We start from the raw sequence: 23,149 nt of genomic DNA, 5'->3' as shown, positions 1-23,149 counted from the left end.
TGATAGATTTGTTTAGGTGTTATGGAATAAGAGTGCAGATTTTATAAAATTATTATATAAATATGGTATTGGTAGAAGTGAATTGTTTACGTGAACAATAAGTGTAAAGATAGAATAGTGAAAAATGTATCATAGAAAAGCAAAAGGTTGGATCAAGAATATTGATCTGATTTTATTTAACTTAGTGTCGTTGCATTTAGCGTTAATGCTATCTTACTATATTCATATAGATAATTCATTAGTTTACAACAATACGAGATACTTAAATATATCTGTAATAATAACGATGGGGGCTATACTATCTGCGATAGTAATCCAGCCTTTTGCAAATTATAAAAACAAAACTCTAAAAGATCGTTTGATAAATAATCTTAAACAGGTGGTAATCGTTGACACTATTGCAATTTTTTATTTCTTTGGTACACAGCAAGGAATAAACTATTCTCGAGTAATTTTTTCATTGTATTTTCCGTGTTTTTATTTTATTTTTAATTTTTTTACATTATATTTATATACTAAAATTCTTAAATATATAAAAACCGATATTCAAGACAATAAATCATTACTAATATTAACTAACAATGATTATTTTGATATTTTAAAAAAAGAATGCTGTTCAGGTGTGCTTGGTAATTATAAAATTATTGATCTGTTATTATTGGATAATAATGTCATAACTAGGAGTGCTTCGGGTGAAGTAAAACGTGATACAAATAATAGGATAGAATATGGTTTGATAGATGATTATTTAGTACAGAATAACAATGATTGGATTGATGAAATTTTAGTAGTGTCGGATAATATTTCAGAAAAACTTTCAAAAATATTAGAGGACCAAACATATAATGGAACTACTGTTCATTTTGCGCTGACAAATTCGTTTTACAAAAAGAATTTTAAACAAATCACAAACAGGATTGGTTCATATATAACGATTACGACTACACTAAACTATATGAGCTACGAGCAATCATTATGCAAAAGATTGATTGATATTATAGGAGCTTTAGTAGGGTGTGGTATCACTGCTGTGTTATTTGTCATTTTTGCTCCGATGATTTACAAGTATTCTCCTGGACCAATATTTTTTAAACAAAGAAGAATTGGAAAACATGGAAAAATTTTCAATCTCTACAAGTTTAGAACTATGTATCTTGATGCTGAGGAAAGGAAGAAAGAATTGCTGGCTCAAAACATTGTTAAAGATGGAATGATGTTTAAAATGATGTTTGATCCAAGAGTTATTGGAAATAGAGTGCTCACGAATGGTCAACATGTTGAAGGAATTGGTTCGTTTCTTAGAAAATACAGTTTAGATGAATTCCCACAATTTTTTAATGTTCTGAAAGGCGATATGTCAATCGTTGGTACACGCCCCCCCACTTTGGATGAATGGGAAAAATATAGTCCATACCATAAATCGAGACTGTTTATCAAACCAGGGATCACGGGAATGTGGCAAGTTAGCGGGAGAAATGCAATTACTAATTTTGATGATGTAGTTGCATTGGATAGAAAATACATAACAGAATGGTCAATAAAGACAGATCTTGAAATAATACTTAAAACTATTAAAGTAGTTATTAACCATAAAAATTCATACTAGCCGATAAAAGGAAAAATAATGAATTATATTGTTTTTGGTGGTTCGGGCTTTATAGGTACTCATCTTATTAAATTATTGCTATTGTCGTTGTGCGAAAGCGATTTGATTTACATTGTTGACATAAAAGAACCAAGTGAAGAGTTAATAAATAATGATAGAATCAAATTTATTAATAGTGATGTGAGGAATAAAATTTCTTTCTCATTTAATGCTGGTGCTAATGACGTGGTTTTTAATTTTGCTGCGATCCACAGAACTCCAGGATATCCAGATTTCGATTACTATGAAACGAATATCAAAGGAGCAATGAATGTTGTGGATTTTGCAGAACAAAATCATATAAACATGATTTTGTTCACTAGTTCAATAGCAGTATATGGTTCATCAGAAGAGAAAAAGTTTGAAAATACACTGCTTACACCAAATACTCCGTACGGGATAAGCAAAGCGATTGCTGAAAGTATTCATGAGAAATGGCAGTTAATTGATAGGAAACATCGTTCGCTCATTATACTACGCCCGGGTGTTGTATTTGGCGATGGCGAGAATGGCAACTTTAACAGAATGATAAAAGCAATTAAAAAGAATTATTTTATTTATCCGGGAAGGAAGGACACAATAAAGGCATGTATATACGTAAAAGAATTAGTTAATTTTATGAATTATTTAACTAAATCAATAGAGCCTGGTATGATTGAAACTTATAATTGTACTTATGAACCAGCGTACACAATTGAACAGATATGCGAAACTACGAAAGAAATATTGGGAATAAAAAGAAAAATTTTTGTACTACCTGCATTCATTATGCTAACAGCAGCCGTTATACTGAAACCATTATTTGGTAAATCTGTTGGGATACACCCGCAGCGAGTAAAAAAGTTAATAACATCTACAAATATTTCAGGTAATAAATTCCAAAATTCAGGTTATAATATGTTGTATTCATTCAAAGATGGACTTGCTGACTACATAAGTAATACCGATTTATAGTAAAATATTATTGAATATGGAAATATATATACAAGTATTCTCGATTATTGATATATTACTGTATTATCATTGACTGGTAGTAAGTTGTTTAATACAAAAGTGTGTTAAGATGTTAAATGGTAATTATATGGAACTAGGTAGTAGAGTTGGTACAATAATAAATTCGTCAGTTTTTAATACTACATTAGTTGTAGTATCCATGTTGTTTATACCACTATCAGAACTTTTTGGAGAGCTAGTCTATAATGTTCCTTTTGTTTTTGAAAGAGCATATCTTACATTTCTCGGATTTGTAGGTATTAGTGTCTTTATCTTGAATGTTTTCATTGATAAGAAATTTGATTTTTTGACAATTGTATGCTTGCTCCTAATATTGTTTGCTGGAACATCCGTTGCTTTTTCAAATCCTACGCAGTCGATTCCTTTTTTTATAATATCTGGGCATGTTGAAGAAGTTTTTCATTACTATGCATATTTTTTTCTGTTTTATTCGTCAACTAAGATCAACATGTCAAGTGATGCAAAATTTATAATTATTGCTTTCGTTACAATTGGATTAATTCATAATTTTTTTGGTGTTTTCCAACTGTTCGGTTTTAGAATATCTGATGATAGTTATAACAACAAGGAAATGCATGAACAATTGAGATGTATATATGGTTTAACATCAAATTGTAATTTTTACGCCGGTTTGGCAACAATTGTAACATCAATTGCATGTGTAACATATTTTGTCAAAAAGATTCCGATTTTCGATTATAAATGGATTTTTTTGATTTTTGTTATGTTTTTTTGTGCTTTATGTTCATCAACGCGACTAGGAATTTTAGGTGTTACGGCAATCCTGTTTTTTTTAATAATGCTGGGAGCTGTTATATTTTTGTTGAGAAATAATATTTTTGAAAAAAATATTAGCTTGCCTGAGTTAAATTTAAATAAAATTCCTGTGATAATAGCTATATCAATAATATCGTTCTTAGTAGTTTATTTGGCATTTCCTCAATTGTTAATACCCAGTTTAAGTGAATTCTCAAGTGATATAAATGATTTATCATCAAATAAAAATATAGATACTTTAGGTTCCTTGAGAGGTCAGGTATGGAGGTTCTCAATAGAGTATCTGGTGAATGTTAATTTTTTGACTGGTACAGGCATTGGTAATTTTATTGATGTTTTTTTGACTAATCCCAGGATGCAGGAATCTCCGCAGATCGTTAATTTTGCTCATAATGAGTATTTACATATTTTTGTTACACAAGGAATATTTGCTTTTGTTACATACATGATATTGTATGCTACGTGCATAATTAAATCAATCAAATCGATACTATATTCAAGAAATGAGATTTTTAAACAATTTAAAATTATTTGCTTATTTACTCTACTATGTTATATGACTCAGGCTTTCTTCAACTGTAACATCTTTGAGACATATTTATATTTTTGGATTTTGTTAGGTCTTTCATATTCGAGCAGGCAATCATAGCTTATTAGAAAATCATTTGATTGTATTAAATGAGTTAAAATAACCTTGTACTAGAGTGAATTGGATAGTTCTTTATATGGAATCTAATAGACCAATCAGAGTTGCTCATATTATTGGAAAATTAAATGCAGCTGGGGTGGAGTCAGTTGTTAATAATTATTATAAATTCATTGATCACAGTAAGTATCAGTTTGATTTTATCATTGATTCAGATGGGCAATGTTCGCCTAAACAAGAATTGATTAATTTAGGTGCAAGATATTATATAATTCCACCATACCAAAACTTGATAAAACATATTATTGTACTTACAAGACTACTGAAAATGAATAATTATCAAATTGTTCATTCTAGTATGAACACCCTTGCTCCAATCTCTTTATTTTGTGCTTGGTTAGCTGGCGTCCCTATACGTATTAATCATAACCATAGTACTTCTAGTAAAGGAGAACATTTTAGGAATATAATCAAGTACTTATTGAGACCATTTGCCAAATGTTTTGCAACCAATTATGCTGCTTGTTCTTATGCTGCCGCCAAGTGGCTTTTTGGTAGAGAAGCAGTTGATCTTGACCAAGTCAAAATTATTAATAATGCTATTGATATCAATACTTTTCGATTTGATAAGAATGTTAGACTCTTAATTAGAAAAGAATTAAATTTGAATAATAAATTCGTAATTGGACATGTAGGAAGATTTGAGCATGTGAAAAACCATGAATTTATTATTGATCTCTTTAAAGAATTTAATGATTATGAAAAAGATTCTGTATTGGTATTGGTTGGTATTGGCAGTTTAATGGAAACAATCAAGAATAAAGTTAGAATCTTAGGTTTGGATAACAATGTTGTTTTTTTAGGTGTTAGGGATGATATCTCAATGCTTTATCAAGCAATGGATGCTTTTGTTTTACCTTCTTATTCTGAGGGGTTAGGAATGGTAGGAATTGAAGCTCAATCAGCAGGATTACCGTGTATTTTTTCAGATCAGATTCCAATCGAAGCAGTTGTTGTTGATGAGAATGTTTTAATATTAACACTTGATCAAATTCAAAATTGGAAGGAATCGTTATTGAAATTTAAGAATATAAGACGGCGTGATACCTCTATAGAACTATCTAATGCTGGTTTTAATATAGAAAAGGAAGCCAAAAAATTAGAAGATTATTATGATAAATTAATTAATGCTCTATAAATCTGTCATAGTATCATGCATGCTAAAAACTTTATTAATTTTTGATTATCATTATAATAAGTTAATTATGTTAAATTAAATATACCGTTAGTTTCTGTTATTCGTTATGTCTAATACTAAACCACTTATTTCGATATTAATGGCAATTTATGAACCCAACTTAAATTGGCTACGTGATCAATTAAAATCGTTAAACGATCAAAATTATCCTAGATTGAGTTTATATATAATAGACGACTGTTCTCCAACTGTACCGTTTGATGAAATTGTTAAACTTGTTACTCAATGCGTGACTAATTTTAATTTTTCTATATCCCGTAATGAATCGAATATTGGCTCGACCAAAACATTTGAAATGTTGACCAAATTAGCAGAAGGAGACTTTTTTGCTTATTGTGATCAGGACGACATTTGGATACCTGAAAAGTTATCCATTTTATGCGATGAAATAATAAATAGGGCTGCCTTTCTAGTATGCTCAGATATGTATATCATAGATGCTAATGGTTCCCTTAAAGCAAGTAGCATTACTCAAGTACGACGTCATCATGTTTTTTATTCTGGTTATAATTTGTCTCATAGAATTTTGGTATCTAATTTCATTGCTGGATGTACAATGTTAGTCAGGGCTTCGGTTGCTAAGGAGGCGGTGCCATTTTGTCCATATATGGTTCATGATCATTATTTAGCTCTTTATTGTTCTAATAAAGGGTTAGTAGTATCACTCCAAAAGCAATTAATTTATTACAGAATACATAATAATAATCAGACTCTCGTGTTGTCTGGAGTTACTGATAAAAAATCATATTATGAAAAGAGGATTGTTGTTACTAATAATCGACTAAATTGGCTTAATGATAACTTGATGTTTAATGATAACAATGCTTTTATTTCTAATGCTTTGGCCTGGGGTGGGGCTCGAGAAACGTGGTATCATAATAAAAATTTAAAATCTTTTTATGACCTTTGGAAATGTCGTCACGTTAAATTTTCTGAAACTATGTTTGAATTAGTTTCCTTACCATTGCCTAATTTTTTGTTTAGATTTTTGGTATTTCTCTACAAAAATAATGTGTTTTAATATTATGTTTTATTACATGTTTATAAATACACTGAGTACAATTTTTAACAACTTTAGCACTTTTTTGTAATAGTTTTTACTCATAATCATTTATTATTTTTTAACGGTTTGTGATGTAATAATATAAAATACTGTATATATCCATATACGCTTATATAGGATCTACTTTTATTCTTTTATATTATTTTTGTGTTATACGTGAGTTTAGTTTTAAGTTCTTATTTAAAATTTAAAGAAGCAAAGTCTTTATTTTTGCAATTCATTTTCTTGCAAAATTCTCTTTTTGACTTTTACTTGGCTCATATATAAGCAGGTATTTAGGCATTTATATATTCCTTTAACTAAATTTCTATTTGGAGCTTTTGCATGTTTCTATATAAAATATTTCAATTAGTTAAAAATAAAGTTAAATGCTTGTTGGGGCGTAGGTCTCCTTTTTTTGAGTATAATCATAGATATGGAAACGTTGCAAATTATCGTAGATGTGAATGGGATGCCAATTTTATTAAAACGTCGTCAACTATAGATTTCTACGAAGCGTATTTTAAGTTAATTAATCTTTTAGATGAAAAGAGTATTGAGATTGCATCTAAATGCATTGGGCGAGTTTTTTTACTAAATAACACATTGTCACGAAATATCAATATTTTTACTTCTGATGAGGTAGCAAAAATTATTGATGCGAATGTACGACTCCAAACTAGTATTATTAAAGTAAATGATAATTGCTACGCTTACAAAGATTATTTTCTTCCAATTAATGATTTTGAAGTTAGTACATTTATATACAAGTATGGATTGCACTTGGTTAATAAAAATTATCTGAATGATAAGAGTGTTATCGATGCTGGAGCTTATATTGGCGATAGTTGTATTTTATTTGAAAAAGAACTGACTAATGTTTCTAAAATTTACGGCTTCGAGCCATCGCGGTCAAACTTTAAATTACTAGAAGAGACGATTGCACTAAATAAATCTTCTAAAATTATTCCTGTTAACATGGCACTCGGAGATAAAATTTCTAAGGAATCTCTTATTGGTAAAGGAATGGGTAAATTTCTATCTGGTAGTGATGATATTGTTGCTGATAAAAATATTGAAACTGTTAATTTAATCACTTTAGATAAATTTGTTGATGATAATAATATCAAAGTTGGTCTTATCAAAACGGATTTGGAAGGGTATGAACAAACATTTTTACGAGGGGCTATTAATACAATTAGGCAACAACGACCTGTTTTAGTTATTAGTATTTACCATAGTGCACTTGATTATTTTCAAATAATCAACATCATTAACGAGTTAAATCTGGGATATCAGTTCTCTCTTTATAAAGCCGATGATGGTTATATAATTGCTGGGACTTTATTAATTTGTCAAATACCATTTAATGATATTATCCACTATGAATAGTATAAGACTAAATTACCTGTATCTACTATTAAATAAATTCATAATAATAGCTTCTCATTGTATTACAATCCCGTACATATCTAGAGTATTAGGACCGGAAAATGTTGGTATCAAAAGTTATACAATGTCATATTCATTACTCTTTACCATATTGGCTACTTTTGGATTGTTTACTTTGGCACAAAGAGAAATTGCTAGAAATCGAGATAAAGTACTTGATTATTCTACTGTTTTTTGGAGTGTTTTAATATCTTCTTTTATTTTGATTTCTTCATTTTTGTTATTGTGGTTTGGTTTTGTTCTCTTAGTTGATAAATATCAATTATATTTTTTTATTCTATCTTTAAGCATATTTGCATCGTTTTTTGACATTACTTGGTTTTATATTGGTTTTGAATTTTTTTCAAAGATTTTATTACGTAATGCTGTTATCAAATTTTCTGTTTTATTGTTGATTTTTGTATTTGTGACATCTGAAAACGATCTTATTTTATACCTTCTGATTTTATGTGTTTCAGATTTGTGTGGTAATATATCATTGTGGTTCAATTTTAAAAAGATATCTAAAATTGTAGAATTTAAAAATATTAACCCCTGTCCTTCTTTTTACATAAAGGAGTCGTTCAAATATTATATTCCATCTATATCATTATCGTTGTCTATTGTGATAGACAAAATTATGATTGGTTTAATTACGAATAGCGAATTTGATAATGGTATTTTTGAGCAAACTGCAAATATTATCATTGTTGTCGTTGCCATCGTTTCAACACTCAATAGTGTTATGGCTCCTAGAATGTCATATCTTTTTAACAAGGGGGTATTAGATGAGATAGAGCAAAAAGTTCATAGATCATTGGATTTTGTGCTATTTTTGGTTTATCCCGCAATAGTTGGTCTTATTGCTGTTTCTGATAATGTAGTATTATTGTTTTTGGGTGAGAAGTTTTATGATGTTATTGATATGATTTGCATGATGAGCCCAATTCTTTTTTTTATAAGTATCAGTAATCTTGTTTGCCTTCAATACGTCACACCAAGTGGAAGAATTTCATTGACTAATCGTATTGTTTGCTTAGGAATTTCGTTTAATGTTTTGTTAAATCTTGTACTAATCCCATTTTTTAGTGTTAGTGGAGCTATAGTATCTTCTCTTGTTTCCGAATTTATTGTTTCAATTTTGTACATGTATATAAGCAGGAAACTTATTCGTTGGTCTTTATTGTTTAAGTTTTCTTTTAAGAAAATCTTCGCCTGTGTACTTATGTTCATTGGCATTTTTTTGTTTAAATATCTTTACGCTAATATATATTTTGTTTTTATGCAATGCCTTTTAGGCTTTTTTATATATTTTTCCGTCTTGTTTGTTATGAGAGATTCTATTGCTATTGATTGTTTTGGCAAATTTTTAAAAATCTTAAAAATAAGGCTTGATTAAATATTTTTTGTTTTTCTAACTATCTACCAATGATTCTGCTGAATTGAAATCGCCTCACGTTATATAATCTTATGTTTAATTATAAACTTTTCATTGTTGTAGTTTGTTTAATTAATTAGATTACTGCATAAGTTTTAAGTGGTGCTATATAATAAGCATTGAATTACTACTATAACTAATATTAATCATTATGGACAAATTTCTTCTTTAATGTTTGCATTAGACGCAATAGGAAGATGAATTCCCGGTCTGACTAATTTGATCAGCAACACCACACAATCATAAGAAGTCCTAAAGTAAATGCTGACTTTGGACCTAATTATTAAATAACATTCCAGTTCTTACTTTATTTGTAATTTCTGCACTTTTCAGTGCAGTAAGCACCGCCGAACCGAAATCAGTGGCATAAGCCGGTCCCTGAGCTGTAATCAGATGATGCTTCTTGTCAGTTACCACGCCGGCAGTAGCGTTAAGATTTTTGATGCCCTCGGTGGTTCCGGGATATCCGGTAGCTTCTTCATCAGAGATAATTCCCTGATGGGCCAGTACCAGTCCTGGAGCAGCGCAGATTGCGGCAATAAGCTTACCGGATTTTTGCTGTTTTTTAAGAATCTCTTTTACGAGTGTGGATTTCTGACAGTTGAGAGATCCCTGATAACCGCCGGGAACTACTACAGCATCGAATTCCTGATCCTTTACTGCAGAGAGAAGACAGGGGGCCTTTATTACTGTCCCGTGGGCGCAAGTAATTTCAGTGCTGTTCTTGTCTGAAAGGGCGGCCAGGGTTACCTGAACTCCGCCGCGGGAGAGAATGTCTGACACGGAAATGGTTTCCAGCTCTTCGGCTCCATCGGCAAGTATGATAAGGACATTTGTCATATATGTTTTCCTTCTTTTTTTGGAAATGTGCGGGAGGTTTGTTCAGATTGTACTCATTTTGGTAGATTATGAATTCCCTAGTAGCATTTCCGGTATCTGTAATGTGACAAAAGACAGGGAAAGACAAAAGATTGAGAAACTCTCACATGCTGATATCGGATGCTCGCTTTGTTCATCAGTTTTTTGATTTTGAGGTTTCTTTGAGGAATTTTGGGCTTGTTATGGGAGGAGGTTGGAAGGAGTCCTCCTGTTTTTTCAGAATAGTATAGAGGTTTTTTGTTACGGGAAGGGACTTATGGAGCCTCTCACCAGTTTTCAGGATATATCCCAGAATGTAGTCAAGTTCAGAGGGGCGCTGTTTTTTGAAATCAACTGCCATGGAGGAGTAGTTTTCTCCGGTTTTTTCTGCAACTGTAAGAACAAAATCAAAGGCACTGTCAGCGGAAACAGTAACCCCTAGAGTCTTAAGTACCGGGTAGATTTCCAAAAAAATTTCACGGGCCTCATTTATGTAAGCAGCGGCAATTTCCCGATTTTTGCATTGATGGAGAGCGGTGATAGGATTGATGCAGGCATTCACCAGCAGTTTTTGAAGCTGCTCTTCTTCTATGCGGAGAGATATGATGGCTCCTATGCTTCTTGCTAATAACTCTATTTCCTGTACCGGTTTTTGGTGCTCCGGAGAACCGATATAGGTAGTTCCGTTACCTCGGGGATATACAATCCGGCCCTCGTGAACCGCTCCTCGGCTGGTAACCCCTGTCCAGAAGGGATTAGGCAGTATTGTCCGGGCTTCCTCCCAGATGCCCATGCCGTTCATGAGAAGAACTAAAGGAATATGTTCAGGAAGATATCCTTTCAAGCTCTGCAAGACCTTACCGCACTGATTGGCTTTAACTGAAATTATGATGAGATCCTGATCTGCGGCTTTTTCACCCGGAAATACCATGCCCTGATATGCTTCTCTCACTGCTTTTTTTTCATCATGCTTTTCTAAAGTGGTTTCATAAGATTTTTCAGAAGGATCTGCTTCCCTGCAGCATTCAAAAATAAATGAAGTTCCCAGAGCGTCTGCGGGCAGTCTGGTATCGATAAATACCGGATTAACGTCATCTGAAAGCCTGAGGTCATGAAATAGCAGCTGTCCGATGCTTCCGGCCCCGATGATTCCAACCTTCATAAACGGTTCCTCTTATTTTAGGGTTCCAGATTTTAGTCCGAGGTTCCTTTCTTGTGATGATTCCATTTCGTTCCCTGCAAGTTGTCTCAGCTTTAGCCAGTGTTTCCGTCATCCATTTTGTTTGGGCTAAGCTGGTTTTCTGACTTCCCAGCTCCAAATCCTGTCGGTGTCTTATTTGCCAGAGCCAGAGTCTTAAAGGTTGTTTTGTGCACGGTCCTGTTCATGATCCCGAGTCTTAACAAGCTAATTTCAGATATCATACGCCATCGTGATATAATCTCCTATTCGTGAAGAGTATGGCACTCTCCTCATTGTGCTCTCTCAAGATTTTTGATGAACATGATCCGGCTTCAGACGCACCTTGCTGTTTGAACCTACAGGAATATGTACTATGGACAATGGAGAAAAAAGCTTTGAAGAGCTTTTGACGCAGATCGAAAGCATTGTAACCGAGATGGAAAGCAAAAAGCTACCGCTGGATAAGCAGCTTGCTTCATTTGAAGAGGGCACCGCCCTGATCAGAAAGTGCCACAGCATTCTTAAAAATGCCGAGGGCCGTGTTGAACAGCTTTCCAGACAGGATGTAAATGCCTCGCTTACCGAGGCGCCGGCATCTGATTACGGTCCGGAAAACTGATTGAATGACAATAAGAAAAATATGACCAAAGAATAAGAGTGTAAGGGTAAGAGAAATAATGATGATACTAAAGGATGCTCTGTCTTCATGTCAGAGCCGCGTTAACAGCTTTCTCAGCGACTATATGAAGAATCTGCCTGAGGTATCGCCGGTATTGCGTGAGGCTATGACTTATGGTGTTCTCCTGGGCGGAAAGCGTGTGCGTCCCTTTCTGGTTTATACCACAGCAGAGCTATTGGGCGGCGATCTTAAGGTTGCCGATGCTCCGGCTGCCGCTATAGAATGCATTCATGCTTATTCCCTTATTCACGACGATCTGCCGGCCATGGATAATGACGAACTCCGGCGGGGGCATCCTACAGTGCATGTGAAGTTTGGCGAAGCGCAGGCCATTCTTGCTGGTGACGCCCTGCAGTCCCAGGCCTATGAAATTCTCGCTCATGCCGAAATGCCCGAAAATCTGCTTAAAAACCAGGTGAAAATGCTGGCTGTTCTGAGTAGCGGAGCCGGATACCAGGGGATGTGCGGCGGCCAGGAAATTGATTTGGATTCTGAGGGCAGGCTTGTCAGTCAGGAGGAGCTGGAAAAGCTGCATCGTCATAAAACCGGGGCGCTGATAGAAAGCGCTGTGCATCTGGGAACTCTGTGTGTTCCGGATGTTCCCGTAAGCGTCAGAGCTGCCCTTATGGAATATTCCCGGGCGATCGGTCTGGCTTTTCAGGTGTGGGATGACGTTCTGGACATTATTTCTGACACTGAAACTCTGGGAAAGCCTCAGGGATCCGATATTGCGGAAAATAAGAGCACCTATCCCAGACTGATGGGGCTGGAGAATGCTAAAAAATATGCTTCAGATCTGGCTGACCGGGCTGTGGCGGTGCTGGAAGCCGTCCCCGGAGATGCCAGCCTTTTGAAGCTTTTTGCCCGCTACATTGTTGAAAGGGATCACTGAGTAAATGGCTGCTTCAGGCAATAACGACGCTTCTCTGCTTTCTCAGGTTGATTCTCCGGAGGATCTGCGGAAGCTTCCGGAGGAAAAGCTGCCTCTTTTGGCAAAGGAACTGCGGGAATTTCTTGTTAATACGGTGAGCCGTACCAGTGGTCATCTGGCTTCCGGGCTCGGTGTTGTGGAGCTTACTATTGCACTTCATTATGTGTATAACACTCCTGAAGACCAGCTTATCTGGGATGTGGGGCATCAGGCGTATCCTCACAAGATTCTTACCGGAAGACGGGATCAGATGTTCAGCATCCGGCAGAAAAACGGGCTTCATCCTTTCCCGTGGCGTGCGGAAAGTCCTTATGACACCTTCTCCACCGGTCATGCCAGTACCTCCATCAGTGAGGCTCTGGGACTGGCTCTGGCTAACCGGGCACTTAATAACGGGAAGAAGGTGTGTGCTGTTATCGGGGATGGCGCTCTTACCGGCGGTGTTGCTTTTGAAGCCATGAACCATGCGGGCGATCTTGGTGCGGACATGCTCCTGGTGCTCAATGATAACGAAATGAGCATTTCGGAAAGTGTGGGCAGCATTGCAAAGCACCTGGCTATGTGGCTTTCCAGTCCGGCCTATTCCCGGCTTCTGTCCAGCGGCAAGAGTGTTCTGGAAAATCTTCCTCTGGTAAAGGATTTTGCCATTAAGGCCCAGGAGCATCTTAAGGGAATGGTGGTTCCCGGTACTCTGTTTGAGGAGCTGGGTTTCAATTACGTGGGCCCTATTGACGGTCATGATATCTCTGCATTGATTCCGGTGCTCAGAAATATGAAGGATCTCCAAGGGCCGCAGATTCTTCATGTGGTTACCAAAAAGGGCAAGGGCTACCGTCCTGCAGAGGATGACCCTACCAGATATCACGGTGTGCCCCGTTTTGATCCGCCGGTGGGTCTTTCCAAGGACAGCGATTCGGCGATTTCTAGTAGGTACAGCCATGTTTTTGGAACCTGGCTTATTAAGAAGGCGGAGTCTGATAAGGCGCTCCGGGCGGTGACCCCGGCCATGTGCGAGGGATCCGGTATGACGGAATTTGCTGCCAGGTTCCCGGAACAGTATTTTGATGTGGCCATAGCAGAGCAGCATGCGGTGCTTCTGGCCAGCGGACTGGCTGCAGGAGGACTCCGGCCGGTGGTTTGTGTCTATTCCACCTTCCTGCAGCGGGCTTATGATCAGATTATCCATGATGTGGCCATTCAGGATCTGCCGATAGTTATTGCCATTGATCGTGCCGGTATCGTGGGGGCAGACGGCCCCACACATCAGGGAATGTTTGACATCAGCTTTATCAAGCCCATACCGAACATTACTTTTATGGCACCATCGTCACTCAGGGAGTTCTGGCTGATGCTGAACACCGCCTACAGCCTGGGACACCCGGCTGCAGTAAGATATCCCAGAGGCTCCGGAATTTCTGTGGGATTTTCTTCTGACGAGAAGGGACTTCTGCCTCTGGGGCGGGCCGAGGTTCTCAGAAATGGCGAAGAGGTTTGTGTTCTTGGCTGGGGGCCTTTGATTCAGGAGGTCAACGCGGAGTTTACCAGAAGGAATCTCCCCTATACGGTTGTGAACATGCGTTTTATAAAGCCGTTTGATCAGGAACTGGTTCTCAGTATGGCGGACACGCACCGGGTGATCATTACTCTGGAGGACGGCGTGATTGCCGGAGGCATCGGAGAAACAGTGGCTTCCTGGATTGTCGAAAATGGCCGGAATCCTGTGATCCGCTGTCTGGGGATTCCTGATGAATTTGTGGAACAGGATAGTCCGGAGTCCATTTACCGGCAGTATGGGATGGACGGGGCCTCTGTAGCGGATCTGGCCGAACGGCTGGACAAGAGGCTTATGGACAGTCTGGAAAATTCTATGCTCGGCAAGAAGAGCTATCAGAAGGTATTTTAGGACTGGAACTGCGGGAATCGGGGGAGGAGTGCAGGGCGACTGTTAAGCATATACTCCCGTTCCTGCGGCAAAAATGGCAGAAGCCGGATAACAGAAATAATGTGTTTGTAAATTAAGTATTTCAGGGAGTGATGTTTATGCCGTCATTTGATATTGTTTCGGAAGTTCCCATGCATGAGGTTCAGAATGCTGTGGATAATGCCAATCGCGAACTCATGGGACGCTTCGATTTCAGAAATGTTGATGCCTCTTTTACTCTGGTGGAGAAGGACAAGAAAATCCGTCTGGAAGCTGACGGTGATTTTCAGATTCAGCAAATGGATGACATTCTTAGAAACAAGGCCGCCAAGAGAAATATCGATACCGCCTCGCTGACCTTTGAAACTCCGGAACAGTCCGGAAAGCGCTGGAGTCAGGATGTGAAGCTTAAGGACGGCATTGACAAGGATATGGCCAAGAAAATCGTCAAAATGATCAAGGACGGCAAATTTAAGGTCACTACCCAGATTATGGATGAGGTTATCAGAGTTACCGGAAAGAAAAAGGATGACCTGCAGCTGGTAATTGCTGAAGTAAGAAAAGCCGAACTGGGACAGCCTTTTCAGTTTGTTAACTTCAGAGACTGATATTCACCGGGATTCAGATGTCTGATAAATCACGTGCTGATAAGCTGAGTAATGAGGAGCCTTCTGTTATCGGGAGAATATTTTCCCGGAGAATGCTCATCTGTGTTGTTCTGGGCTTCAGTTCCGGTCTGCCGCTGTACCTTCTTATAAATCTGATTGCCGCCTGGCTGCGCTCCAGTGCTGTGGATCTTGAGGATATCGGTATTTTCAGTGCCGTGGCCGGAGGCCCTTATGTCTGGAAGTTTCTCTGGGCTCCTCTTCTTGACCGGTATGATCTTTTAAAAAGAGGCCGGCGCCGGAGCTGGATGCTTCTTACCCAGACAGTTCTTCTGATACTGATATCCCTGCTGGGTTTTTTTGATCCGGTGAAATCCTATACCACGGTGCTGGCGATCTCATTCCTCATTGCGGTGGCCTCTGCTACCCAGGATGTCGCACTGGATGCCTATCGCCGTGAGATCCTCCCAGACAAGGAACTTGGTCTCGGAAACTCCATGTTTATCAATGCCTACCGGATTGCAGGCATGATCCCCGGCGGACTGTCACTTATATTGAGTGACTCCCTTCCCTGGGGTCTGGTGTTTCCTCTTACAGCTCTCTTTATGCTTCCCGGAATTATCGCCTCCCTGACTATCCGGGAACCCCGAACCGAGCATCTTCCACGTACTTTGCGGGAATCGGTGGTACAGCCCTTTGCAGAATTTGTCGGCAGAAAGGGCTGGCTAGGCGCTCTGGGGGTTATTGCCTTTATTTTTCTTTATAAATTCGGTGACAGCATGGCTACGGCCCAGGCCACGCCTTTTTATATCGACATGGGCTATACCAAAACCCAGATTGGCATGGTGAACAAGGTGGTAGGCCTCTGGAGCATGGTTCTTGGAGGAATTGTCGGCGGTATTCTGATGCTTAAAATCGGAATAAATAAGGCTTTGTGGCTGTTCGGAGTCGGACAGATTGTCACTATCCTGGGATATGTTCTGATTGCCCACGTCTGGCTGCATCCGGATTTTGTTCCGGATCTCATGAACCGCTGCGGCTGGCTTTGGGGAGCGAATCCAGCCGAAAACTTCGAATTTGTGTTTCCCAGTGTTCCCCTGCTGTCCCTGGTGGTTGGGGCCGAGGCTTTGGGCGCCGGACTGGGAACAGCCTGTTTTGTGGCATATATGTGCCGGGAAACCAACAGATCTTACGTGGCTACGCAGCTGGCGCTGTTTACCGCTCTTTCGGCCATTCCGCGGACTGTCTGTGTTGCCGTAACCGGGTACATCATCAATTGGGCCGGCTGGGAGAACTTTTTTATCATTTGCTTTGCGCTGGCGATCCCGGGCATGGTGATGCTGATTCGCATTGCTCCCTATAACGGTGAGAAGTAGTTGTTTTTTTCTGTCAGGTATTCTGTTTTTTCGGTATTTTTTTCATGAAGCTCCCCGGCAGGATACCATCTTTCAGGATTGTTACTCAGGTTACATATCCCTTTCTAACAAAAACTCTCACTTTATGCTAAACTTTGCCCTAATACCGCGGGCCTGCACGTGGATTTTGTCGTGCCTGCTTTGCGGGATCTTCAGTAATGCCTTGAATTAAAGGTGTTTTTACTTTCTCATGCATTTTTAATCTCTGGAAAAACCATGATAAATATCAAGAAAGGCTTAGATATTCCTGTCAGCGGTAAACCGGAAATGACTATCAATGTAGGGCAGCCTGTAAAGCATGTGGCTCTTGTTGGAAGTGATTTTCCGGGACTGAGACCTTCAATGCTGGTGGAGGAAGGTGATGTAGTTGAAAAGGGTCAGGTTCTTTTTACCGATAAGAAAAATCCTGGCGTCAAGTACACATCTCCGGTATCCGGCAGGGTGTCAGCTATCAACCGTGGTGACAAGAGGGTATTTCAGTCCCTCGTCATCGAACTGGATCAGTCTGTTACAGGCAGCAAGAAATTTGAAGCATATCCTAATCAGGATTTGACGGCGCTGTCCCGGGTAGTTGTTCAGAACGAGCTTGTTGAGTCGGGGCTCTGGACTGCTTTCCGTACGCGTCCGTACAACAAAACTCCTGCTATTGCCACTGTTCCTGAGCATATTTTTGTTACCGCCATTGATACCAACCCGCTGGCCTGCGATCCCACCATTGTGATCTCTTCGCATGAAAAGGACTTTAAGGACGGTCTGGAGGTTCTTACAACTCTCACGGACGGCAACGTTTATGTCTGCAAGGGCGAGGCTTCCCTTCCTGTCTGTGCTGCGGCCCGGGTAAAGGAAGAGGTTTTTGTCGGCAAGCATCCGGCTGGGCTTCCCGGAACTCATATTCATTTCATTCATCCGGCTTCCGAGCACCACGTGATGTGGCATCTGGGGTACCAGGACGTAATTGCCATCGGGCGGCTGTTCCGTACCGGTGACATTTTTAATGAAAGAATCATCAGCATTGGCGGTCCGTGCGTTCGCTATCCCCGTCTGGTGAGAACCATTATCGGGGCCTCCGTTTCCGAACTGTGCGCTAACGAGTTTATCGGCGACAATTTCCGGGTTATTGCCGGATCTGTTCTGAACGGTAACGAGGCCAAGGGACCGTATGACTATCTGGGGCGTTTCCATCTTCAGATCAGTGCCATTCCGGAAGGCAATAAGAGAGAATTCCTGGGATGGGTGATGCCTGGCGTCCGGAAGCATTCTATTACCAGAGCCTATCTGAGCAGTTTCTTCCCTCCGAGACAGTATGACATTAATACTGCAGTAAACGGAGGCTCGCGTGCCATGGTTCCGATTGGCAATTACGAAAGAGTGATGCCTCTGGATATTATTGCCACTCAGCTTTTGCGTTCCATTGAAATCGGCGATACCGATGCGGCTGTGCTTCTGGGATGTCTAGAGCTGGCGGAAGAGGATTTGGCTCTCTGCACCTATGTGGATCCAGGCAAGACTGAATATGGCCGTTTGCTCCGTAAGTGTCTTGATAAGATTGAGAAGGAGGGGTAAAGGTGATTTTAAATCTTTTGAACAAGGTTGCTCCGCTGTTTGAAAAGGGCGGAAAGCTGGAGAAGCTTTATCCTCTTTATGAAGGTACCTCCACTTTCTTCTATACGCCTGGGGTGGTAACCCACAACACCACCACTCATGTACGTGATAATGTTGATCTGAAGCGTATCATGATTATGGTATTCCTGGCTGTTTTCCCGTGCATGTTCTGGGGCTGGTATAACATCGGTGCCCAGACTATTGCCGCTTTCGGTCAGATTGCTGACGGTGTTGCCCTGTCGCATCAGAGCTACAGTCTTTTCAGTGCCAACTGGCATTATGCTCTGGTGCAGCTTCTGGGCGGAACACTTACCAGTGAAGCCGGTATATACAGCAAGATGCTGATAGGAGCGGTGTATTTCCTCCCGATTTATGCTGTGGTCTTTGCGGTTGGTGCTTTCTGGGAAGTGCTCTTCTGCATTATCAGAGGTCATGAGGTAAACGAAGGATTTTTTGCCACTTCTATTCTGTTCGCTCTCATTGTTCCTCCCACCATTCCGCTGTGGCAGGCCGCTCTTGGCATTTCTTTCGGCGTGCTTATAGGAAAGGAAGTATTTGGCGGCACGGGCAGAAATTTCATGAATCCGGCTCTTGTCGGCCGAGCCTTCCTGTTCTTTGCCTATCCCGGTGAAATCACCGGCGATAAGGTTTGGGTACCGGTAGACGGCTTCTCGGGAGCAACTCCGCTTTATGCTTTTGCCAACGGAACTACTCCGGGACATCTCGGAAATCCGGGGGTTACCTGGCTTGACGCTTTCCTCGGAAACCTTCCGGGATGTATCGGCGAGGGCTCTACTCTGGCAATTCTTGTCGGCGGCATGGCCCTGATTTTCATGGGAATTGCGTCCTGGAGAGTGGTGTTCAGCGGTATTCTGGGTGTTGTTGCTGTAGCTTCCATATTTAATGCTATCGGTTCTGACACCAATGCCATGTTTGCGCTGAATCCGATTTGGCATCTGGTGCTTGGCGGTTTCGCCTTCGGTATTTTCTTTATGGCAACCGATCCTGTATCCTCAGCATTCACCAAAACCGGCAAGTGGCTTTACGGCTTCCTGATCGGCGCCATGGTAGTGCTGGTGCGGGTGGTAAATCCGGCTTATCCGGAGGGCGTGATGCTGGCAATTCTCTTTGCCAACTGCTGGGCTCCGCTGTTTGACTACCTGGTTACGCAGCGCAATATCAACAGGCGTCTCAAGCTTGCCAGAGTAAAGGGAGTATAACAAATGGCTGCTAGTAAAGATTCTACATTAAGGACCTTTATCGTTATAGGCCTTCTCTGTCTGGTGTGTTCCTTGATGGTCTGCATAGCCGTGGTGCTTTTGAAGCCACTTCAGGCAAAGCAGATTCAGAATGATCGTGAACTGAGCATTCTGGAAGCTGCGGGTATAACCATCAGCGGTGACATCTCAAAAACATACGCTGAGAATATTGAAGCCCGTCTTGTTAATCTGGAAAACGGCAAATATGTTCCGAATGACAAGGCAGCCACAATTGTTGGCAAGGACAAGAATGGCAAGGCTCTTATTGACGGCTATAATTTTGTGTCGGAGGCCAAGCTTCCGGACCATTCAGTAACTATTGAACAGTCCAAGGATGTTGCCAAGATCAGAACCCGGACGCAGTATATGCCGGTATATCTGGTGAAGAATACCGTCTCAGGCGGTTACAAGAGTGTTATTCTGCCGTTTTACGGACAGGGACTCTGGTCCACCATGTACGGCTATCTTGCTGTTGCCGGTGATGGCAATACCATTATGGGCGTTAAGTACTACAGTCATGGCGAGACTCCGGGTCTTGGCGGTGAAATCGAAAATCCGAAGTTTACCCAGCAGTGGGTTGGCAAGAAGCTTTTTGATGCTACCGGCGCTCCGGTGTTTGCGGTAGTGAAGAATGCCAGCGGCGAGCATCAGGTTGATGCCCTCTCCGGTGCTACCCTGACCTCTAACGGAGTGACCTCTTCTGTCAAATTCTGGACTGATTCCATGGGATACGGTCCGTATCTTCAGCGAATCAAGAATGGAGGGATTAAATAATGGCGAACGAAATGCCTTCTGCCAAAGAGGCGTTTACCAGGCCGCTGCTTCATGAAAATCCGATCATGATTCAGATTCTGGGTATCTGTTCCTCGCTGGCAGTTACTTCCAATATGAAGACTGCTTTGGTGATGGGTCTGGCGGTAATGGCTGTTACTGCCTTCTCAAACCTGATCATTTCTTCCATACGCAAATGGATTCCCAACAGCGTGCGCATTATTGCCCAGATGACGGTAATCGCTTCTCTGGTAATCATTGTGGATCAGCTTCTTAAAGCCTTTTCCTATGATTTGTCAAAGCAGCTTTCCGTGTATGTCGGCCTTATCATAACCAACTGTATTGTTATGGGCCGTGCTGAAGCATTTGCCATGAAGTTCCCGCCGGTTCTTTCCTTTATGGACGGACTTGGTAACGGTGTTGGCTATGCTCTGGTTCTCTGTGCCGTTGGCGCTGTGCGTGAAATCTTCGGATCCGGAACCTTCTTCGGACTTACCGTTCTTCCTCTTGTTCAGAATGACGGATGGTATGAATCTAACGGTCTGATGCTGATGCCTCCCTGTGCATTCTTCCTCATCGGACTTTTTATCTGGCTTTCCAACCAGGCGCTTAAGACTCATTCAAAGCATGAGTATGATACCAGCCGTAAGGATGCGTCATGATAGAACATTACTTAAGTTTGTTTATAAAGTCGGTTTTTATTGAAAACCTTGCATTGAGTTTCTTCCTCGGCATGTGTACCTTTTTGGCCGTTTCCAAAAAGGTAAAGACTGCCATGGGACTTGGTGTGGCTGTAGTGGTGGTTCAGACTCTGGCTGTTCCGCTCAACAACCTTGTTTTTACCTACGTTCTGAAGCCCAATGCCATACAGCAGGGACTGGATCTCTCCTTCCTGGGTTACATTACCTACATCGGCGTTATTGCAGCGCTGGTGCAGATTCTTGAAATGTTCCTGGACAAGTATGTGCCTTCTCTGTACTCGGCCCTGGGTATTTTTCTGCCTCTGATCACGGTTAACTGCGCTATTTTCGGTGGTGTATCCTTTATGGTTCAGCGTGAATACAATTTCACGGAATCCGTGGTGTACGGTGTCGGTTCTGGTCTGTCATGGGCCATTGCCGTGGTTCTTCTGGCCGCCATTCGCGAAAAGCTGAAATATGCTCACGCTCCGGAGGGTCTGAACGGACTTGGTCTGGTATTTATCACTGCCGGACTGATGGCGCTTGGCTTCATGTCCTTTTCTGGCATTCAGCTGTAAGGAGCATCGATGGAAACTATACTTTTAGGCGTAGCGTTTTTTATCGGAATCATCATGATCCTGGTGGTCTTCATTCTGATTGCCAAGCGTATCATGGTTAATTCCGGGGACGTTACTATTGGAATCAATAACGATGCTGACAAAGCCATTCAGGTTCCTGCCGGCGATAAGCTTCTGACATCGCTTGCCAGTCAGGGCATATTCGTTCCCTCGGCCTGTGGCGGCGGCGGGGCCTGCGGTCAGTGCAAGGTCCGGGTCTCCAAGGGCGGCGGCGATGTGCTTCCTATTGAGTACAGCCATCTTTCCAAGAGAGAGATTCGCGACGGCTGGCGTCTTGCCTGTCAGGTGGGTGTGCGTCAGGATATGGAAATTGAAGTTCCTGCTGCAGTGCTGGGAGTACGCAAGTGGCAGTGTACTGTGCTGTCCAATGACAATGTGGCAACCTTCATCAAGGAGCTGCGTCTGGCTATTCCCGAGGGCGAGGAAGTTCCTTTCCGTGCGGGCGGCTATATTCAGATTGAGGCTGAGCCCCATACAGTGTACTACAAGGATTTTGACATTCCTGAAGAGTACCGTGGCGACTGGGAGAAGTTCCATCTTTTGGATCTGGTATCCAAGGTGGATCATCACATCACCAGAGCCTATTCCATGGCATCCTATCCTGGTGAAAAGGGACTCATTATGCTTAATGTCCGTATCGCCACTCCGCCTTTGAAGGATCTCACTCTGCCTCCGGGGCAGATGTCCTCCTACATCTGGTCACTGAAGCCAAGGGACAAGGTGACCATTTCCGGTCCGTTCGGCGAATTCTTTGCCAGAGAGACCGAAAACGAAATGGTGTTTATCGGCGGTGGTGCTGGTATGGCTCCGATGCGTTCTCATATCTTTGATCAGCTTAAGAGACTTGATTCCAAGCGCAAGATCAGCTTCTGGTACGGTGCCCGTTCGCTGCGTGAAGCTTTCTATGTGGATGAGTTTGACCAGCTGGCCAAGGAGCATCCTAACTTTACCTGGCATCTGGCTCTGAGCGATCCGCTTCCTGAAGATAACTGGACCGGGCTCACTGGCTTCATTGCCAACGTGCTGTATGAACAGTATCTTAAGGATCACAAGGCTCCTGAGGACTGCGAGTTCTACATGTGCGGACCTCCGATGATGACCAAGTCCGCTGTGGATATGCTGCATAAGTGCGGTGTTGAGGATGATAATATTCTCTTCGACAACTTTGGCGGTTAATTCCAGGGATCTATAAAGTAATTAAGAAAGGGGGCGAAGGCTCCCTTTTTTTATAGGCGAAAGAATTTTTGGAGAGTAATCAGGAAAACCTGTGTTCCGCAACTAAAGAGTAAAAAAAATTACGACAACACAGTCGTACCAAGGGTTTGGGGCGATTTTTATTGCCGTAATTTTATGGTGCTC

20 protein-coding genes are annotated in these 23,149 nt (G+C 40.9%); 18 read left to right on the top strand and 2 right to left on the bottom strand.

What is annotated here, in order from left to right:
- The first annotated feature begins 124 nt into the window (after positions 1-124).
- From F557_RS0100750 to F557_RS0100720, 7 genes are all read left to right on the top strand, one after another.
- Complete coding sequence (locus F557_RS0100750; RefSeq protein WP_019000358.1) at positions 125-1,606, top strand: exopolysaccharide biosynthesis polyprenyl glycosylphosphotransferase; 1,482 nt, start codon at positions 125-127, stop codon at positions 1,604-1,606.
- 18 nt (positions 1,607-1,624) lie between these two features.
- Positions 1,625-2,599 (top strand): NAD-dependent epimerase/dehydratase family protein, encoded by a 975-nt coding sequence (locus F557_RS0100745; RefSeq protein ID WP_019000357.1) that lies wholly within the window; start codon positions 1,625-1,627, stop codon positions 2,597-2,599.
- Positions 2,600-2,726: 127 nt separating this feature from the next.
- Positions 2,727-4,085 (top strand): O-antigen ligase family protein, encoded by a 1,359-nt coding sequence (locus F557_RS0100740; protein WP_169335143.1) that lies wholly within the window; start codon positions 2,727-2,729, stop codon positions 4,083-4,085.
- 76 nt (positions 4,086-4,161) lie between these two features.
- Positions 4,162-5,280, top strand: coding sequence for a glycosyltransferase family 1 protein (locus F557_RS0100735; RefSeq protein WP_019000355.1), 1,119 nt, complete (start codon positions 4,162-4,164; stop codon positions 5,278-5,280).
- A gap of 106 nt (positions 5,281-5,386) precedes the next feature.
- Entirely contained in the window at positions 5,387-6,361 is a 975-nt protein-coding gene (locus tag F557_RS21635; protein ID WP_026297661.1) for a glycosyltransferase, read from the top strand.
- A 366-nt stretch (positions 6,362-6,727) separates the two neighbouring features.
- A complete protein-coding gene (locus F557_RS20835) occupies positions 6,728-7,774 on the top strand; it encodes an FkbM family methyltransferase (protein ID WP_019000353.1) in 1,047 nt (348 codons plus the stop codon).
- The gene (locus tag F557_RS0100720) at positions 7,752-9,212 is read left to right on the top strand and encodes an oligosaccharide flippase family protein (RefSeq protein ID WP_084761319.1); all 1,461 of its coding nucleotides are present in this window, start codon (positions 7,752-7,754) and stop codon (positions 9,210-9,212) included. The genes F557_RS20835 and F557_RS0100720 overlap by 23 nt, the downstream gene beginning before the upstream one ends.
- Before the next feature lie 315 nt (positions 9,213-9,527).
- On the opposite strand, the gene F557_RS0100715 is transcribed toward F557_RS0100720, so the two are convergent.
- The gene (locus F557_RS0100715) at positions 9,528-10,091 is read right to left on the bottom strand and encodes a DJ-1 family glyoxalase III (protein WP_019000351.1); all 564 of its coding nucleotides are present in this window, start codon (positions 10,089-10,091) and stop codon (positions 9,528-9,530) included.
- A gap of 175 nt (positions 10,092-10,266) precedes the next feature.
- Positions 10,267-11,271 (bottom strand): ketopantoate reductase family protein, encoded by a 1,005-nt coding sequence (locus F557_RS0100710; protein ID WP_019000350.1) that lies wholly within the window; start codon positions 11,269-11,271, stop codon positions 10,267-10,269.
- Positions 11,272-11,662: 391 nt separating this feature from the next.
- On the opposite strand from F557_RS0100710, the gene xseB reads away from it, so the two are divergent.
- From xseB to nqrF, 11 genes are all read left to right on the top strand, one after another.
- A complete protein-coding gene (gene xseB / locus F557_RS0100700; protein WP_019000348.1) occupies positions 11,663-11,908 on the top strand; it encodes an exodeoxyribonuclease VII small subunit in 246 nt (81 codons plus the stop codon).
- A 61-nt stretch (positions 11,909-11,969) separates the two neighbouring features.
- Positions 11,970-12,860: a (2E,6E)-farnesyl diphosphate synthase gene (gene ispA / locus F557_RS0100695; RefSeq protein ID WP_026297660.1), complete on the top strand. Its 891-nt coding sequence runs from the start codon at positions 11,970-11,972 to the stop codon at positions 12,858-12,860.
- 4 nt (positions 12,861-12,864) lie between these two features.
- Positions 12,865-14,802, top strand: coding sequence for a 1-deoxy-D-xylulose-5-phosphate synthase (gene dxs / locus F557_RS0100690; protein WP_019000346.1), 1,938 nt, complete (start codon positions 12,865-12,867; stop codon positions 14,800-14,802).
- Between the two features lie 137 nt (positions 14,803-14,939).
- Positions 14,940-15,428 (top strand): YajQ family cyclic di-GMP-binding protein, encoded by a 489-nt coding sequence (locus F557_RS0100685; protein WP_019000345.1) that lies wholly within the window; start codon positions 14,940-14,942, stop codon positions 15,426-15,428.
- A 17-nt stretch (positions 15,429-15,445) separates the two neighbouring features.
- Complete coding sequence (locus F557_RS0100680) at positions 15,446-16,801, top strand: AmpG family muropeptide MFS transporter (RefSeq protein WP_019000344.1); 1,356 nt, start codon at positions 15,446-15,448, stop codon at positions 16,799-16,801.
- Between the two features lie 255 nt (positions 16,802-17,056).
- Positions 17,057-18,403 (top strand): Na(+)-translocating NADH-quinone reductase subunit A, encoded by a 1,347-nt coding sequence (locus F557_RS0100675; protein ID WP_019000343.1) that lies wholly within the window; start codon positions 17,057-17,059, stop codon positions 18,401-18,403.
- Between the two features lie 2 nt (positions 18,404-18,405).
- A complete protein-coding gene (locus F557_RS0100670; protein ID WP_019000342.1) occupies positions 18,406-19,662 on the top strand; it encodes an NADH:ubiquinone reductase (Na(+)-transporting) subunit B in 1,257 nt (418 codons plus the stop codon).
- A gap of 3 nt (positions 19,663-19,665) precedes the next feature.
- A complete protein-coding gene (locus F557_RS0100665; RefSeq protein ID WP_026297657.1) occupies positions 19,666-20,475 on the top strand; it encodes a Na(+)-translocating NADH-quinone reductase subunit C in 810 nt (269 codons plus the stop codon).
- 11 nt (positions 20,476-20,486) lie between these two features.
- Positions 20,487-21,134: an NADH:ubiquinone reductase (Na(+)-transporting) subunit D gene (locus F557_RS0100660; protein WP_425425330.1), complete on the top strand. Its 648-nt coding sequence runs from the start codon at positions 20,487-20,489 to the stop codon at positions 21,132-21,134.
- On the top strand, positions 21,134-21,730 hold the full coding sequence (gene nqrE / locus F557_RS0100655; protein WP_026297656.1) for an NADH:ubiquinone reductase (Na(+)-transporting) subunit E: 597 nt from the start codon (positions 21,134-21,136) through the stop codon (positions 21,728-21,730). The genes F557_RS0100660 and nqrE overlap by 1 nt, the downstream gene beginning before the upstream one ends.
- 9 nt (positions 21,731-21,739) lie before the next feature.
- Positions 21,740-22,966 (top strand): NADH:ubiquinone reductase (Na(+)-transporting) subunit F, encoded by a 1,227-nt coding sequence (gene nqrF, locus F557_RS0100650; protein ID WP_019000338.1) that lies wholly within the window; start codon positions 21,740-21,742, stop codon positions 22,964-22,966.
- Positions 22,967-23,149 lie beyond the last annotated feature (183 nt).

Source organism: Succinimonas amylolytica DSM 2873, from assembly GCF_000378405.1.
Classification (GTDB): domain Bacteria; phylum Pseudomonadota; class Gammaproteobacteria; order Enterobacterales; family Succinivibrionaceae; genus Succinimonas; species Succinimonas amylolytica.
The sequence above is the reverse complement of the archived record's forward strand: the minus strand, read 5'-3'. Positions and strand labels throughout refer to the sequence as shown.